A 14,245-nucleotide genomic window follows, 5' to 3' on the forward strand; every position below is an offset into this window, starting at 1 on the left:
TCACGCCGCCTTGGCCTGGTTCAGCATCGGGAAGCCCAGCGCCTCCCGGGAGGCGTAATAGGCCTGGGCCACCAGGCGCGCGAGGGTGCGGATGCGGGCGATGTAGGCGGCGCGCTCGGTGACCGAGATGGCGCCCCGGGCGTCCAGGAGGTTGAACGTGTGGGAGCATTTGAGGACCATCTCGTAGGCGGGCAGGGGTAGCCCCGCCTCGATGAGGCGCTTGGCCTCCGCCTCGAAGCCGTCGAACTGGGAGAAGAGCCAGGGCACGTTGGATTGCTCGAAGTTGTACCGGGACTGCTCCACCTCGTTCTGGTGATAGACGTCGCCGTAGGTGACCCCATCGGTCCACACCAGGTCGAACACGCTCTCCTTGCCCTGGAGATACATGGCGAGCCGCTCCAGCCCGTAGGTGATCTCCCCGGTGACCGGGCGGCACGGGAGGCTGCCCACCTCCTGGAAATAGGTGAACTGGGTCACCTCCATGCCGTTCAGCCACACCTCCCAGCCCAGTCCCCAGGCGCCCAGGGTGGGGTTTTCCCAGTTGTCCTCGACGAAGCGCACATCGTTCCTGCGGGGATCGATGCCCAGGTAGGCCAGGGAGTCCAGGTACAAGTCCTGGATGTGGAGCGGCGAAGGCTTCAGCACCACCTGGTACTGGTAGTAGTGCTGCAGGCGGTTGGGATTCTCGCCGTAGCGGCCGTCCTTGGGCCGCCGGGACGGCTGGACGTAGGCCGCGTTCCAGGGCTCCGGTCCCAGGGCCCGCAGGAAAGTGGCGGTGTGGGATGTGCCCGCGCCCACCTCCATGTCGTAGGGCTGCAGCAGCACGCAGCCCTGCCGGTCCCAGTATTCCTGGAGCTTGAGAATGACCTGCTGAAAGGTGAGCATGAAAGCCGCAAAAAAATCGTTATTTTACGCGGTCCGGCGGTTTTTTATGTCAGAACGGTTCCCGTTGGCGCGGCTGGGAGAGCAACGCCGCGGCGCAGGCGGCCAGGGCGAGAAGGAGGGCGGGCGCGTTGCCCCAGCGCACGTAGGGGGTCTCGCCCCCGTAGCCCCGGACTTCGGCTTCTACCAGGGCTTCCTCGTGCACCGGCGCCTGCGCTAGCACCTGCCCTTTGGGATCGATCACTGCGGTTACGCCTGTGTTGGTGGCCCGCAGCATGTAGCGGCCGGTCTCCAGGGCCCGGGCCTGGGACATCTGCAGATGCTGCCAGAGGGCGAAGGAATCCCCGAACCAGGCGTCGTTGCTCACGTTGGCAAGGAGCGTCGCCCCGGGAAGCTGGCGGATGATTTCCTCCCCGAACGCGTCTTCATAGCAGATGTTGACCGCCACCTGTTGGCCGGCCACCTGGAGCGGCCGCTGCCACGGATCGCCCCGGGAGAAATCGGTGAGCGGGATGCTGAGGGCTTTCATCGCCCAGCCGAAGCCCGGGGGGATGAACTCGCCGAAGGGGACCAGATGGGACTTGCGGTAAGCCTGGGGAGGGGAGCTGCCCCGGGTCACCACGCTGTTGTAATAGACCTCGCTGTCGGGATCGGGCTTCTCCGGCATGCCCACCAGCAGGTCGCCGCCCCGGCTCGCCACGGAGGCGGTGAGCTCGGTCCAGTAGGCTTCCGGCACCTGGTGATAGAACAGGGGCAGCGCCGTCTCGGGCAGGATCACCAGGGTACCGGACGCCCTTTGCACCGCCGCCAGGTACTGGCGCAGGGTGGCCGCCACCCGCTCCTCCCGCCACTTGAGCTCCTGGGGCACGTTGCCCTGGACCAGGGTCACTTTCACTGGTTCCGTGACCGGCCAGGTGAAGGTCACGCTTTTCAGCGCCTGGCCGGCGAGCCACAGGCCGGCACCCGCCGCCACGGCGAGCGGCAGCCCGGGGGAGAAGCGAAGCCGCCGGGCGGCGGCGAGCAGCACCGCCGCGGCGAGCCCGGCGGTGACCGCCACGGCGAGCCCGACGCCGTAAATCCCCGCCGCCGGCGCGTAGCCGGCCAGAGGGCTTTCGGGAATCTGGGAGTAGCCCACCGCCAGCCAGGGAAAGCCGGTGAAGAGCCAGCCCCGCAGCCATTCGACGGTCACCCACAGGCCCGGGATGAGAAGCGCCGTGCGCCGGAGCGGCGGGACAGGTACCATGGCCTGCAGCCAGCCCACCAGGGCGGGAAAGAGGGCGAGCAGCGCGCAGAAGAGCAGGGTGGCGAGGGCGGCGAGCGGCGCCGGCATGCCGCCGAAGACGTGCAGACTCACCCAGATCCAGCTCACGCCCACGCCGAAGAGCCCCAGCCCGAAGGCGAACCCGGCGGCCGCGGCGGCTCCCGGGCGCGGCAGCACGCCCCACAGGGCGAACAGCAGGGCGAGCGCCAGGGGCGCGAGGAAGAAGGCGTGGAACGGGGCGTAGCCGGCGACCGCCACCGCCCCCAGGGCGAAGGCGCCGGCCAGCGTCCACAGGCTGCGGGCGCGGGAGGCGGAGCGGAAGCGGGGAAGCGACCGGTGCGCCGCCGTCATGCCTCGTCCTGGAGCCGCTCGACCAGCAGGGTGTGCAGCCGGCGGCTGTCGGCGCGCAGGACCTGGAACTTGACCCCGTCGGCGCTCACCGACTCGCCCCGCCGGGGCAGGCGTCCGAACAGGGACAGCACCAGCCCGCCCACGGTGTCGTACTCCTCGTCGCTGAACCGGGTGCCCAGGGCGGCGTTGAAGTCCTGGATCTCCGTGGTGGCCTTGACGCGATAGCGTCCGTCCTTGTCGCGGATGATGTTGTCGCCGGCCTCCTCGTAGTCGTACTCGTCCTCGATCTCGCCGACGATCTGCTCCAGCACGTCCTCGATGGTCACCAGCCCCGCCACGCCCCCGTACTCGTCCACCACGATGGCCATGTGGTTGCGGTTGCTGCGGAAGTCCTTGAGCAGCACGTTGAGCCGCTTCGACTCGGGGATGAACACCGCCGGGCGCAGCATGGCGCGCACGCTGGACTCCTCGCCGGCGTAGAAGCGCAGCAGATCCTTGGCGAGCAGGATGCCGATCACGTTGTCCTTGTGGCCGTCGTAGACCGGAAAGCGGGAATGGGCGGTTTCGATGGCGAAGGCGGTCATCTCCTCCGGCGTCGACTCGATGTCGATCATCTGCATCTGGGAGCGCGGGATCATGATCTCGCGCACGGGCATCTCCGAGACCTGGATCACTCCCTCGATCATGCTCAAGGCGTCGGCGTCCAGGAGGTTGCGCCGGTAGGCCGAATGGAGCAATTGCACGAGGCTCTCCCGGTCCTCAGGCTCGCGCATGATGAGCGCCGACAAGCGCTCGAGCCAGCCGGGCTTATCGACTTCTTCCATCTATTTCTCCATGGGCTGTTCGTGCCTTGCGTCTGGGCGCTTCCGGCCCGTAAGGGTCGGCGTAGCCGAGCGCCCGCATGATCCGGGACTCCAGGAGTTCCATCCTGGTCGCTTCGTCCTCGCCCTGATGGTCGTGGCCCTGCAGGTGCAGCACGCCGTGGACCGTGAGGTGGGCGTAATGGGCCAGGACTGGCTTGCCCGCCTCCCGCGCTTCCCGCTCCACTACGGGCGCGCACAGCACGATGTCGCCGCGTAGAGGCTTGAACTCTGGGTAGGGGAAGGTGAGGACGTTGGTGGCGTAGTCCTTGCCGCGGAAGCGCTGGTTGAGCGCCCGGGCCTCGGGCTCGTCCGCCACGCGGATCACGATGGCCGCGGGCCGCTGGAGCGTGCGGCCGACCCAGCGGCGGAACTGGCTGCGGCTGGGCACCCCTGGTCGAGCGGTGGCGTATTGGACCGAGAGGGAGAACGGCGCCGGGCGCCTACTGCCGCTTGGCATACTCGTCGTAGGCCTGGACGATGCGCTGCACCAGGGGATGGCGCACCACGTCCTCGGCCTGGAACACGGTGAAGGCGATGCCGCGCACGCCGGCGAGCACCTCCTGGGCTTCCACCAGCCCGCTTTTCTGTCCCCGGGCGAGGTCGATCTGGGTCACGTCGCCGGTGATCACCGCCTTGGTGGCGAAGCCGATGCGGGTGAGGAACATCTTCATCTGCTCGGGCGTCGTGTTCTGGGCCTCGTCCAGGATGATGAAGGAGTGGTTGAGGGTGCGACCCCGCATGTAGGCGAGGGGCGCGATCTCAATCGCCCCCCGCTCGAACAGCTTTGCCACCCGGTCGAACCCCATCAGCTCGTACAGGGCGTCGTACAGGGGCCGCAGGTAGGGATCCACCTTCTGGGCGAGATCCCCGGGCAGGAAGCCCAGCCGCTCGCCCGCCTCCACCGCCGGCCGGGTGAGCACGATGCGCTTGACCCGGTCCCGCTCCAGGGCGTCCACGGCGCTCGCCACCGCGAGGTAGGTCTTGCCCGTGCCTGCCGGACCGATGGAGAAGGTGATGTCGTGCTCCTGGATTTGGCGCAGGTATTGCACCTGGCGGGGCGTGCGGCCGTGCAGGTCGGCGCGCCGGGTCACTAGGGGTGGCGACTCCAGCGGCCGCGCCGTCCCGGGGGCCGGGCTCATCACCTCCACCAGCCCCAACTGGATGTCTTCCGCACTCAAATGATGCTGGGCCTGGTCGTAAAAAGTGCGCAGCGCCCGGGCCGCCAGATCGGCCCGCTCCGGCGCGCCGCTCAGTTTGAAATGCTCGCCGCGCCGGGCGATGGTCACGTCCAGGGCCACCTCGATCTGGCGCAGGTTCTCGTCCAGGGCGCCGCACAGGTTGGCCAGGCGCTGGTTGTCGGGCGGGGTGAAGGACAGTTCGAGGACGGCGGACTTCAATTCGGTAGTGAGGCAAGCCTGCCTCGGAGGGAATGGGGCAGGGCGGCCGTGATGCTCACGTGGACGAACCGGCCGATCAGGCGCGGATGGCCCGGGAAGTTCACCACCCGGTTGTTTTCCGTGCGGCCCTGGAGTTCCGTCGGATCCTTCTTGGAGGGTCCCTCCACCAAGACGCGCTGCTCGGTGCCCACCATGGCGCGGCTCAAGGCTTGGGCCTGGGCATCGATCAGCGCCTGCAGCCGGGCCAGGCGCTCGAGCTTCACCGCCTGCGGGGTCGGGTCCGGCAGCTCCGCCGCGGGGGTTCCCGGCCGCGGGCTGTAGACGAAGCTGAAGCTGGCGTCGAAGCCCGCTTCTTCCACGAGCCGCAGCGTCGCCTCGAAGTCGGCCTCCGTCTCGGTGGGAAAGCCTACGATGAAATCCGACGAAATGGAGATGCCCGGCCGCGCGGCGCGCAGGCGCCGGAGGATGGACTTGTACTCGAGCACCGTGTAGCCCCGCTTCATGGCGGCCAACACCCGGTCCGAGCCCGACTGCACGGGCAGGTGCACGTGGCCCGCCAGCTTCGGGATCTGGGCGAAAGCGTCGATCAGCCGCTGGGTGAACTCCCGCGGGTGGGACGTGGTGAAACGGATGCGCTCCAAGCCGGGAAGCTCCGCCAAGTAGCGCAACAGCAGAGCCAGGTCCGCCGTTTCCCCGTCGCTCATGGCGCCCCGGTAGGCGTTCACGTTCTGGCCGAGGAGGGTCACTTCCCGCACCCCCTGGTCCACCAGGGACGCCACCTCCGCCAGCACGTCCTCGAAGGGGCGGGAGACCTCGTCCCCCCGGGTGTAGGGCACCACGCAGAAACTGCAGTACTTGCTGCAGCCCTCCATGATGGAGACGAAGGCGCTCGCCCCCTTGACGCCCGGGGGCGGCAGGGCGTCGAACTTCTCCACCTCCGGAAACGACACGTCCACCTGGGGCCGGCCGGTTTCCCGGCGGGCCCGGATGAGCTGGGGCAGCCGGTGCAGGGTCTGGGGGCCGAACACCAGGTCCACGTAGGGGGCCCGGGCGATGATGCGCTCCCCCTCCTGGCTCGCCACGCAGCCCCCCACCCCGATCAGCATCCCCGGCCGGTGGCGCTTCAGGTGCTTGACGGTGCCCAGGTCGGAGAACACCTTCTCCTGGGCCTTCTCCCGCACCGAGCAGGTGTTGAAAAGGATGAGGTCGGCCTCCGCCGGATCGTCGGTCGGCTGCAACCCTTCCGCCGCCCGAAGCACGTCGGCCATCTTGGCCGAATCGTACTCGTTCATCTGGCAGCCGAACGTCTTGATGTAAACCTTGCCGCCCACGGGAATCGAAGCGTTACCGGCGCCGCTTGAGCTCCTCCCGGGCGAGCTCCTCGGGAGTGAGCAGCCACACACGGGACAAATCCCCGTTGCCGTCCACCAGGTACAGCACCCGGGCGTCCTGCGGAAGGGCCGGGGGCATCACGACACGATTCCAGGAATCGAAGATCCTGGCGCCCGGGGCGAGGCGATAGGTCTTGCCGGCGATCTTGGCGTGGGGATATTCGAAGGCGTCCACTTTGCCCAGGGCAGCCTCCGCGGGCAATATGCGCTGCGCGGAGGCGCCTCCGCTCACGGAAAAAAACAGGATAAACAAGAGGATAGAACCTAACCGCATGGGCTTACGATAGCACGCTGGCGGGCCTGCTCGCAATCGGCGGCGGACCGGTCGCTCGGGAACCCTCCCAGACGGTTGCGGGACCGACAGAGAGGGCAGACGGTCGGGCGGAAGGGTGGGCGGGATCTGGAAAGACCTGGAATCGGAAGCGCTGGTGGCGAATCAGGGATTCGAACCCCGGACCAACGGATTATGATTCCGCTGCTCTAACCACTGAGCTAATTCGCCACGGAGGGGCGAAACTATGCCAGCCGCCCTCGAGGGCTGTCAAGGAAGGTCCGGACGGCAGGGCGGGCACCGAGGGCGATGATAAACTTGCATGATGCATTCCATAAGGATTATCTATTTTTGCTGATATGAAAAATTGACCGCGGTCAATTTCCGGCGCGGCCTGCTCCACCACACTCCACTGCGCTCCAGGGCTTAAGGGTAGAAGACGGCCTCCGGGGACTTCCCGGCGGGAGCGGGTCAGCGGGCCCTGGCATGATGTCCATCCGGCCATCTGGAATTTCCTGAAACAACAGCCAAGACGGGGGATGCAATGAAGATTTGCGTTGTGGGTGCGGGCGCCATCGGCGGCTATTTGGGCGTCAAGTTGGCGCTGGCGGGCGAGGACGTGACCCTCATCGCCCGGGGCGCCCATCTGGAGGCGATCAAGAAAAACGGCCTCAAGCTCGTCATGCACGATGGCACCGAGCACGTGGCGAAGAACGTTAAGGCGACCAGCGCCATGGCCGAGGCGGGCGTCCAGGATCTGGTGATCCTGGGCATGAAGGCCCACCAGCTTCCTCCGGTGGCGTCGGACCTACGGGCCATGTTCGGGCCCCAGACCATCGTCGTGCCGACCCAGAACGGCATCCCCTTCTGGTACTTCCAGCGCCACGGCGGCCCCCTGGAGGGGCGCATCGTGGAGTCGGTGGACCCGGGCGGGGTGTGCGTGAAGAACATCGAGGCGGAGCGGATCCTGGGTTGCGTCGTCTATCCTGCCAGCGAGATCGCCGCGCCGGGGGTGATCCGGCACATCGAGGGAGACCGCTTCCCCATCGGCGAGCTGGACGGCTCCGAGACCGAGCGGGCGAGGCGCGTGTCCGAGACCTTCACCCGGGCCGGCTTCAAGTCCCCCATCCTGCCCGACATCCGCTCCGAGATCTGGCTCAAGCTGTGGGGCAACCTCACCTTCAACCCCATCAGCGCCCTCACCCATTCCACCCTGGTGGACATCTGCCAGTACCCCCTCACCCGGGACCTGGCGGCGAAGATGATGACCGAGGCCCAGGCCATCGCCCATAAGCTCAACATCCACTTCCGCGTGCCCCTGGAGAAGCGCATCGCCGGCGCCGAGAAGGTGGGCAAGCACAAGACCTCCATGCTCCAGGACCTGGAAGCCGGCCGGCCCCTGGAGGTGGACGCCCTGGTGGGGGCGGTGGTGGAGCTTGGGCGCATGACCGACACTCCCTCGCCCCACATCGACGCGGTCTACGCCCTCACCAAGCTCCTCGACAAGACCGTGCAGGAGGAGAAGGCCTGCGTGCGGGCGCTCAAGCTCGCTTAGGCGAACAGCCGGGCGAGCTCGGCGCCCGGGTCTTCCGCCCGCATGAACGCTTCTCCTACCAGGAAGGCGTGAACCCCCCGGGCGCGCAGGCGGGCCACGTCCCCGGGAGTCAGGATTCCGCTTTCGGTCACCACGATCCGGGCGGGCGGAACCCGGTCGAGGAGTCCGAGGGTGGTCTCCAGGCGGGTTTCGAAAGTGCGCAGGTTCCGGTTGTTGATGCCAATCAAGGGCGTGGCGAGGGTGAGGGCCGCCGCCAGCTCCTCCCCGTCGTGGACCTCCGCCAGCACCGCCATGCCCAGGGAATGGGCGAGGGACTCGAGCGCTTGCATGCGGGCAAGGTCGTAGCCGGGGGCCCCGCAGGAAGGGCCCTCTCCCCCAGCCCCTCCCCCCGGGGGGGAGGCGGGGTCGCTGCTTTCGCTTTCCCAAGAGACGGGAGGCCAGGTGGCGCCGCCCGCTGGTGGATCTCCCTCTCCCGTGGGGAGAGGGGACAAGGAAGAGGGCTGGCGGGCTCCCGCGGCAAGCCGAAACGCCGCCACGATCACCAGGATGCAGTCCGCCCCCATGGCCCGCGCTTCGAACACCTGGTACGGATCGATCACGAAGTCCTTGCGTAGCACCGGCAGCTCGCAGGCGGCGCGGGCCGCCCGGAGGTAATCCGGGCTTCCCTGGAAGAACGCCCGGTCGGTGAGCACCGACAGGCACGCCGCCCCGTGGCGGGCGTAGCTACGGGCGATCGCTTCCGGGTCGAATCGCTCCCGCAGCACCCCTTTGCTGGGGCTCGCCTTCTTGATCTCGGCGATGACGGCGGGCCGGCCCGCGGCGATGCGCCCGCGTAGGGCGCCGGCAAAGTCCCGCGCCGGGGGCGCGGTCTGGGCTCGTTCCCGGACCGCCTCCAGGGGCAGTGCCGCGCGGGCCGCGGCCACCTCCTCCGCCTTCGCGGCGAGGATGCGCTCCAGGATGTCAGCCATCGTCTTTCGTCGAATATCCAGGCTCAGGCCCGGAACCGGTTGGTTAGCTCGACGAAGGCTTCCAGCTTGCGCCGCGCCGCGCCGCTCTCCAGTGCCGCGGCGGCCTTTTCGATGCCCTGTTCCATGGTCTTCGTGACGCCGGCCAGGTAGAGGGTCGCGCCGGCGTTGAGCAGCACCATGTCCCGGGCCGGCCCGGGGACATTGTCCAGCACCCCGAGCAGCATGCCCTTCGCCTGGGCGGCGTCCTCCACCCGGATCGCGGCGGGCTCGCCCAGCTTCATCCCGAACTGGGCCGGGTGCAGGGTGTACTCGGAGATCTCGCCGTTCTTGAGTTCCCCCACCATGGTTTCGGCGCAGATGGAGATCTCGTCGACCCCGTCCAGCCCGTGCACCACCATCACGTGGCGGCTGCCCAGGCGCTGGAGCACCCGCACCTGGATGCCCACCAGGTCCGGGTGGAACACGCCCAGGAGCTGGTTCCTGGCGCCCGCCGGATTGGTGAGGGGCCCCAGGATGTTGAACAGGGTGCGCACCCCCAGCTCCCGCCGCACCGGCGCGGCGTGCTTCATGGCGGCGTGGAAATTGGGGGCGAACATGAAGCCGATGCCCACCTGTTCGATGCACCGGGCGACCTGCTCGGGGGTGAGCTGGACCCAGGCGCCCAGGGCTTCCAGCACGTCGGCGCTGCCGCTTTTGGAGGACACCGACCGCCCACCGTGCTTGGCTACCCGGGCGCCGGCGGCGGCGGCGACGAACGCGGAGGCCGTGGACACGTTGAACGTGTGGGCGTTGTCTCCCCCGGTGCCGCAGGTGTCCACCAGATGGGCGCTGTCCTCCACCGGCACCGAGGTGGCGAACTCCCGCATCACCTGGGCCGCGGCGGTGATCTCGCCGATGGTTTCCTTCTTGACCCGCAGGCCCATGAGGATGGCGGCGATCTGGGCCGGCGTCATCTCGCCGTTCATGATCTGGCGCATGACCGAGAGCATCTCGTCGTAGAAGATCTCCCGGTTGTCGATCAGGCGGTTCAACGCTTCCTGGGGCGTCATGCCTTCCTCCTTTCGGCGCTTACCCGTTCTTCGGCGCTTCCCTGTCCCGGGGCGGCGGCTTGCCCCGGCGGCCCTTCCGGCCATAGAAAGTTGCCGAGCAGGGCGTGCCCGTGCTGGGTCAGGATGGACTCCGGATGGAACTGCACGCCCTCCACCCGGAACGCCTTGTGCCGCACCCCCATGATCTCCCCGTCGTCGGTCCAGGCCGTCACCGCGAGGCAGTCGGGCAGGCTCGAGCGCTCGATCACCAGGGAGTGGTAGCGGGTCGCTTCGAACCCGTCCGGCAGCCCGCGAAACACGCCTTCTCCCGCATGGCGGATGCGGGAGGTCTTGCCGTGCATGAGCGCTCGGGCGTGCACGATGCGGCCGCCGAAGGCCTGCCCGATCGCCTGGTGCCCCAGGCAGACCCCCAGGATAGGGATCCGGCCCGCGAAGCGCTGGATCAGCGGCACCGACACCCCGGCCTCGTTGGGCGTGCAAGGCCCCGGGCTGATGACGATGTACTGGGGATCGAGGGCCTCGATCTCCTCCAGCGTGATCTCGTCGTTGCGGGCGACCTTCACCTCCTGCCCCAGCTCGCCCAGGTACTGCACCAGGTTGTAGGTGAAGGAGTCGTAATTGTCGATCATCAGCAGCATGATTTTCACCACCTTGTATCCAACCCCGCGTGGGCCAGCTCGGACGCCCGCAGGATCGCTCGCGCCTTATTTTGCGTCTCGATCCATTCGTTGCGCGGCACCGAGTCGGCGACGATTCCGGCGCCCGCCTGCACGTAGAGCGCCCCGTCCTTGACCAGCGCGGTGCGGATGGCGATGGCGAGGTCCATGTCCCCGTTGAACCCCAGGTAGCCCACGGCGCCCGCGTAGACGCCGCGCTTGGAGGGCTCCAGCTCGTCGATGATCTCCATGGCCCGCACTTTAGGGGCGCCGCTCACCGTGCCCGCCGGGAAGGTGGCCTTGAGCACGTCCAGCGCCCCGAGCGCCGGGCGCAGCCGCCCTTCCACGTTGGACACGATGTGCATGACGTGGGAGTAGCGCTCGATCACCATGTTCTCGGTGACCCGCACGGTTCCCGTCTGGGCCACCCGTCCCACGTCGTTGCGGCCCAGATCCATGAGCATCACGTGCTCGGCGCGCTCCTTGGGGTCGGCGAGGAGCTCCGCCGCGAGCCGGGCGTCCTCGTCCGGCGTCTTCCCCCGGGGGCGGGTGCCGGCGATGGGCCGCACCGTCACCGTCTCGCCCTCCAGCCGCACCAGGATCTCCGGGGAGGCCCCCACCACGTGGAAGCTGTCGAGATCGAAGTAGAACATGTAGGGCGAAGGATTCAATCCCCTGAGCGCCCGGTACAGGGCGAGGGGGGAGGCATGGAACGGCTGGCGCATGCGCTGGGAGAGCACCACCTGCATGATGTCGCCCTCGAAGATGTAGCGCTTGGCCCGCTCTACCGCCTCGATGAAGGCATCCTGCGCGAACTCGCAAGCCGTGGGTCCGGAGGGGCAGGGGTCGCTCGCTGGGATCGCCACCGGCTGGCGCAGGCGCGCGAGCAGCTCGGCGAGGCGCCGGCGCGCCCGGGCGTAGGCGCCCGGCTCCCGGGGATCGGCGTACACCACCAGGTAGAGCTTCCCCAGCAGGTTGTCGATGACCGCCAGCTCCTCGGAGAGGAGCAGCAGGATGTCCGGCGTGCCGAGGGCGTCCGGCTTGTCGGTGCGGGCTAGCCGCGGCTCGATGTAGCGCACCGTGTCGTAGCCGAAGTAGCCCACGAGCCCGCCGCAGAAGCGGGGGCCCGCCGCCAGCGGCGCGGCGCGGAAGCGGGCAAGATACGCTTGGAGAAAGCCCAGGGGATCGGGGGTTTCGTGCTCTTCCACGGCAAGCCCCCGCCGGACCAGGCCGACGCGGTGGCCCTTCACCTCGATGCGCAGCTCCGCGGGCAGCCCGATGATGGAATAGCGGCCGAAGCGCTCGCCCCCGATCACCGACTCCAGCAGGTAGGAGTAGGGCTCGCCGGCGAGCTTGAGATAGAGGGAGAGGGGCGTGTCCAGATCGGCCAGGGTCTCGAGGACCACGGGCACGCGGTTGTAGCCGCGCGCGGCCAGATCGTCGAATTCCTGTTCAGTCACGGAAGTCTCCACAAAAGGGTTTGAAACCGGAAACGGCAGGGCGAAGCGCCTGGATACGCGTCACGGGCGCCAAGGGCGCCAGCGGCGGAGCGCGAACCGTTCGATTTCAATCCTCTTGGAGCTCACGGCTGAACTTGGCGGAAAAATTCCTACTGGGGGCGCCCGGCGGCGGGGCGGGCCTTGCGCACCAGCCGGGGCACCTCGTCCACGCCCGCTACTATAGCATCGCAATCGAGGTCCTGCACCTCGGTCCCCTCGTTGTAGCCGTAGGGCACGCACACCACCGGGCAGCCGGCCGCCCGGGCCGCCCGGGTGTCGTTGGGGGAGTCGCCCACCAGCAGGAGCTCGCCCGGGGCGACGCCGAAGTGCCGTGCCGCGTAGAGGAGGGGCATCGGATCCGGCTTCTTGCGCGGCAGGGTGTCGCCCCCCAGCACCAGGTCGAAATAGCGGGCAAGCCCCGTCTGCGTGAGCAGCGGCCGGGTGAAGCGTTCCGCCTTGTTGGTCACGCAGCCAAGCGGGAAACCCGCTTGGCGCAGCGCTTCGAGCCCCTCCACCACGCCGGGGTAGGGACGGGTGCGCACGCACAGGTTCGCCCGGTAATGGGGCTCGAAGACAGCCAATGCCCGCTCGACCTGCGCCGCAGTCGGCTCAGCGCCGGTCACCTCCGCCAGGCAACGGGTGACCAGGTTCTGGAGGCCCTTGCCGATGTGGGTGCGAATGACGTGCTCCGGCAACGGTTCGAAACCCAGCTCCTGGAGCATGGCGTTTGCCGCCACCGCCAGGTCATCGACGGTGTCGAGCAGGGTCCCGTCGAGATCCAGAACGACCGCGCCCACGGGGATGGGGAAGCGGGAATTCACGTGTTTCGGCCTCGGGCTTTTTCCAGCTCCGCCCGCATCGCTGCGATGGTCGCCTTGTAGTCTTTGGTCCCGTAGATCGCGGAGCCGGCGACGAAGGTGTCCGCCCCGGCCCGGGCGATCTCCGCGATGTTGTCCACCTTCACGCCCCCGTCCACCTCCAGCCAGATGTCGCGCCCGCTCGCGTCGATCCGCCGGCGCACCTCCCGAAGCTTCTCGAGGGCCGTGGGGATGAACTTCTGCCCGCCGAAGCCCGGGTTGACCGACATGATGAGCACCAGGTCCAGCTTCCCCAGGGTCCAGTCCAGGTAATGGAGCGGTGTCGCCGGGTTGAACACCAGCCCCGCCTTGCAGCCGCAGTCGTGGATCAGGCCGATGGTGCGGTCCACGTGCTCCGAGGCCTCGGGGTGGAAGGAGATGATGTTGGCGCCCGCCTTGGCGAAGTCCGGCACGATCCGGTCCACGGGCTTCACCATCAGGTGCACGTCGATGGGCGCTTCGGTGAGGGGCCGGATCGCCTCGCACACCAGCGGCCCGATGGTGAGGTTGGGCACGTAATGGTTGTCCATCACATCGAAGTGGATCAGGTCGGCTCCGGCGGCGATGACCGAGGTCACCTCCTCGCCCAGGCGCGCGAAGTTGGCCGAAAGGATGCTGGGGGCGATCCGGTACGTGGGCATGGACCCTCCGCAGGCGATAAAGCCCGGATTTTAGCGGGATTGCCTCCCCGGCTGCATAACGGGCGCTGATTGCCGGGAAAAGCCGCCGTTATGCTGCGGCGCTTGTGCCCGCCGCGCCTTTGGTGTGCAATGCAAGCCTGGCCTCGGCGAGGGTACCCTATGAGCGAACGCAAAATTTACCGGATCGACGTGAAGGCGCGCACCACCTACCTGCCCGACCAGTCGGACGAGGCGGAAAACCGCTACGTGTTCGCCTACACCATCACCCTCACCAACACCGGCACGGTCGCCGCCCAGCTCATGAGCCGCCACTGGATCATCACCGACGCGGACAACCGGGTGCAGGAAGTGCGGGGCCTGGGGGTGGTGGGCGAGCAGCCGGTGCTGCGCCCCGGGGAGAGCTTCGAATACACGAGCGGCACCGCCATCGCCACCCCCGTGGGCACCATGACCGGCCGCTACCACATGCGGGCCGAGGACGGGGTGACCTTCGAAGCGCCCATCCCCGAGTTCACCCTGAGCGCGCCCCGCATGCTCCATTGAGGCGGGCGCGGGTTTCTACCCCTCCCGGTCCGGTCCCTCGTCGCGCCGCCCCTTGCGCGGC

General features: G+C 68.3%; 15 protein-coding genes and 1 tRNA gene. 2 read left to right on the forward strand and 14 right to left on the reverse strand.

Features of this window, described 5'->3' with window-relative positions:
* The 8 genes from glyQ to ACUVYZ_RS14800 all read right to left on the reverse strand — a co-directional run bounded on the left by glyQ (position 1) and on the right by ACUVYZ_RS14800 (position 6,647).
* Positions 1 to 885, reverse strand: a complete 885-nt coding sequence (gene glyQ, locus ACUVYZ_RS14765; protein ID WP_439935206.1) for a glycine--tRNA ligase subunit alpha — start codon at positions 883 to 885, stop codon at positions 1 to 3.
* Positions 886 to 934: 49 nt separating this feature from the next.
* Entirely contained in the window at positions 935 to 2,494 is a 1,560-nt protein-coding gene (gene lnt, locus ACUVYZ_RS14770; protein ID WP_439935207.1) for an apolipoprotein N-acyltransferase, read from the reverse strand.
* A complete protein-coding gene (locus ACUVYZ_RS14775; protein ID WP_439935208.1) occupies positions 2,491 to 3,318 on the reverse strand; it encodes an HlyC/CorC family transporter in 828 nt (275 codons plus the stop codon). The genes lnt and ACUVYZ_RS14775 overlap by 4 nt, the downstream gene beginning before the upstream one ends.
* Complete coding sequence (ybeY, locus tag ACUVYZ_RS14780) at positions 3,302 to 3,814, reverse strand: rRNA maturation RNase YbeY (RefSeq protein WP_439935209.1); 513 nt, start codon at positions 3,812 to 3,814, stop codon at positions 3,302 to 3,304. The genes ACUVYZ_RS14775 and ybeY overlap by 17 nt, the downstream gene beginning before the upstream one ends.
* Complete coding sequence (locus tag ACUVYZ_RS14785; RefSeq protein WP_439935210.1) at positions 3,798 to 4,754, reverse strand: PhoH family protein; 957 nt, start codon at positions 4,752 to 4,754, stop codon at positions 3,798 to 3,800. Before ACUVYZ_RS14785 ends, ybeY begins: the two co-directional genes overlap by 17 nt.
* Positions 4,751 to 6,085 carry a tRNA (N6-isopentenyl adenosine(37)-C2)-methylthiotransferase MiaB gene (gene miaB, locus ACUVYZ_RS14790; protein WP_439935211.1) on the reverse strand — a complete coding sequence of 445 codons (1,335 nt, stop codon included), beginning with the start codon at positions 6,083 to 6,085 and terminating at the stop codon, positions 4,751 to 4,753. The genes ACUVYZ_RS14785 and miaB overlap by 4 nt, the downstream gene beginning before the upstream one ends.
* A gap of 13 nt (positions 6,086 to 6,098) precedes the next feature.
* On the reverse strand, positions 6,099 to 6,347 hold the full coding sequence (locus ACUVYZ_RS14795; RefSeq protein ID WP_439935212.1) for a hypothetical protein: 249 nt from the start codon (positions 6,345 to 6,347) through the stop codon (positions 6,099 to 6,101).
* Positions 6,348 to 6,571: 224 nt separating this feature from the next.
* A tRNA-Met gene (locus ACUVYZ_RS14800) sits at positions 6,572 to 6,647 on the reverse strand.
* A 313-nt stretch (positions 6,648 to 6,960) separates the two neighbouring features.
* Between ACUVYZ_RS14800 and ACUVYZ_RS14805 the strand changes: the two genes are divergently transcribed.
* Complete coding sequence (locus ACUVYZ_RS14805) at positions 6,961 to 7,971, forward strand: 2-dehydropantoate 2-reductase (RefSeq protein WP_439935213.1); 1,011 nt, start codon at positions 6,961 to 6,963, stop codon at positions 7,969 to 7,971.
* Here ACUVYZ_RS14805 and ACUVYZ_RS14810 read toward each other — a convergent pair.
* The 6 genes from ACUVYZ_RS14810 to rpe form a co-directional block, all read right to left on the reverse strand.
* Positions 7,968 to 8,939, reverse strand: coding sequence for an indole-3-glycerol phosphate synthase TrpC (locus tag ACUVYZ_RS14810; protein ID WP_439935214.1), 972 nt, complete (start codon positions 8,937 to 8,939; stop codon positions 7,968 to 7,970). The two genes, ACUVYZ_RS14805 and ACUVYZ_RS14810, sit on opposite strands and share 4 nt — an antisense overlap.
* 23 nt (positions 8,940 to 8,962) lie before the next feature.
* A complete protein-coding gene (trpD, locus tag ACUVYZ_RS14815; RefSeq protein WP_439935215.1) occupies positions 8,963 to 9,988 on the reverse strand; it encodes an anthranilate phosphoribosyltransferase in 1,026 nt (341 codons plus the stop codon).
* Positions 9,985 to 10,626 carry an aminodeoxychorismate/anthranilate synthase component II gene (locus ACUVYZ_RS14820; protein WP_439935249.1) on the reverse strand — a complete coding sequence of 214 codons (642 nt, stop codon included), beginning with the start codon at positions 10,624 to 10,626 and terminating at the stop codon, positions 9,985 to 9,987. The genes trpD and ACUVYZ_RS14820 overlap by 4 nt, the downstream gene beginning before the upstream one ends.
* A gap of 5 nt (positions 10,627 to 10,631) precedes the next feature.
* Positions 10,632 to 12,104, reverse strand: a complete 1,473-nt coding sequence (trpE, locus tag ACUVYZ_RS14825) for an anthranilate synthase component I (protein ID WP_439935216.1) — start codon at positions 12,102 to 12,104, stop codon at positions 10,632 to 10,634.
* Positions 12,105 to 12,253: 149 nt separating this feature from the next.
* Entirely contained in the window at positions 12,254 to 12,964 is a 711-nt protein-coding gene (locus ACUVYZ_RS14830; RefSeq protein WP_439935217.1) for a phosphoglycolate phosphatase, read from the reverse strand.
* Positions 12,961 to 13,641 carry a ribulose-phosphate 3-epimerase gene (gene rpe, locus ACUVYZ_RS14835; RefSeq protein ID WP_439935218.1) on the reverse strand — a complete coding sequence of 227 codons (681 nt, stop codon included), beginning with the start codon at positions 13,639 to 13,641 and terminating at the stop codon, positions 12,961 to 12,963. The genes ACUVYZ_RS14830 and rpe overlap by 4 nt, the downstream gene beginning before the upstream one ends.
* Positions 13,642 to 13,800: 159 nt before the next feature.
* Between rpe and apaG the strand changes: the two genes are divergently transcribed.
* On the forward strand, positions 13,801 to 14,184 hold the full coding sequence (gene apaG, locus ACUVYZ_RS14840) for a Co2+/Mg2+ efflux protein ApaG (protein WP_439935219.1): 384 nt from the start codon (positions 13,801 to 13,803) through the stop codon (positions 14,182 to 14,184).
* The last annotated feature ends 61 nt before the right edge of the window (positions 14,185 to 14,245 follow it).

It is taken from the genome of Pelomicrobium sp. P1, assembly GCF_052805615.1.

Coding starts and splice junctions, on each gene's coding strand:
- glyQ (WP_439935206.1), bottom strand. CDS start 885: ATGCTCACCTTTCAGCAGGTCATTCTCAAGCTCCAGGAATACTGGGAC.
- lnt (WP_439935207.1), bottom strand. CDS start 2,494: ATGACGGCGGCGCACCGGTCGCTTCCCCGCTTCCGCTCCGCCTCCCGC.
- ACUVYZ_RS14775 (WP_439935208.1), bottom strand. CDS start 3,318: ATGGAAGAAGTCGATAAGCCCGGCTGGCTCGAGCGCTTGTCGGCGCTC.
- ybeY (WP_439935209.1), bottom strand. CDS start 3,814: ATGCCAAGCGGCAGTAGGCGCCCGGCGCCGTTCTCCCTCTCGGTCCAA.
- ACUVYZ_RS14805 (WP_439935213.1), top strand. CDS start 6,961: ATGAAGATTTGCGTTGTGGGTGCGGGCGCCATCGGCGGCTATTTGGGC.
- ACUVYZ_RS14810 (WP_439935214.1), bottom strand. CDS start 8,939: ATGGCTGACATCCTGGAGCGCATCCTCGCCGCGAAGGCGGAGGAGGTG.
- trpD (WP_439935215.1), bottom strand. CDS start 9,988: ATGACGCCCCAGGAAGCGTTGAACCGCCTGATCGACAACCGGGAGATC.
- ACUVYZ_RS14820 (WP_439935249.1), bottom strand. CDS start 10,626: ATGCTGCTGATGATCGACAATTACGACTCCTTCACCTACAACCTGGTG.
- rpe (WP_439935218.1), bottom strand. CDS start 13,641: ATGCCCACGTACCGGATCGCCCCCAGCATCCTTTCGGCCAACTTCGCG.
- apaG (WP_439935219.1), top strand. CDS start 13,801: ATGAGCGAACGCAAAATTTACCGGATCGACGTGAAGGCGCGCACCACC.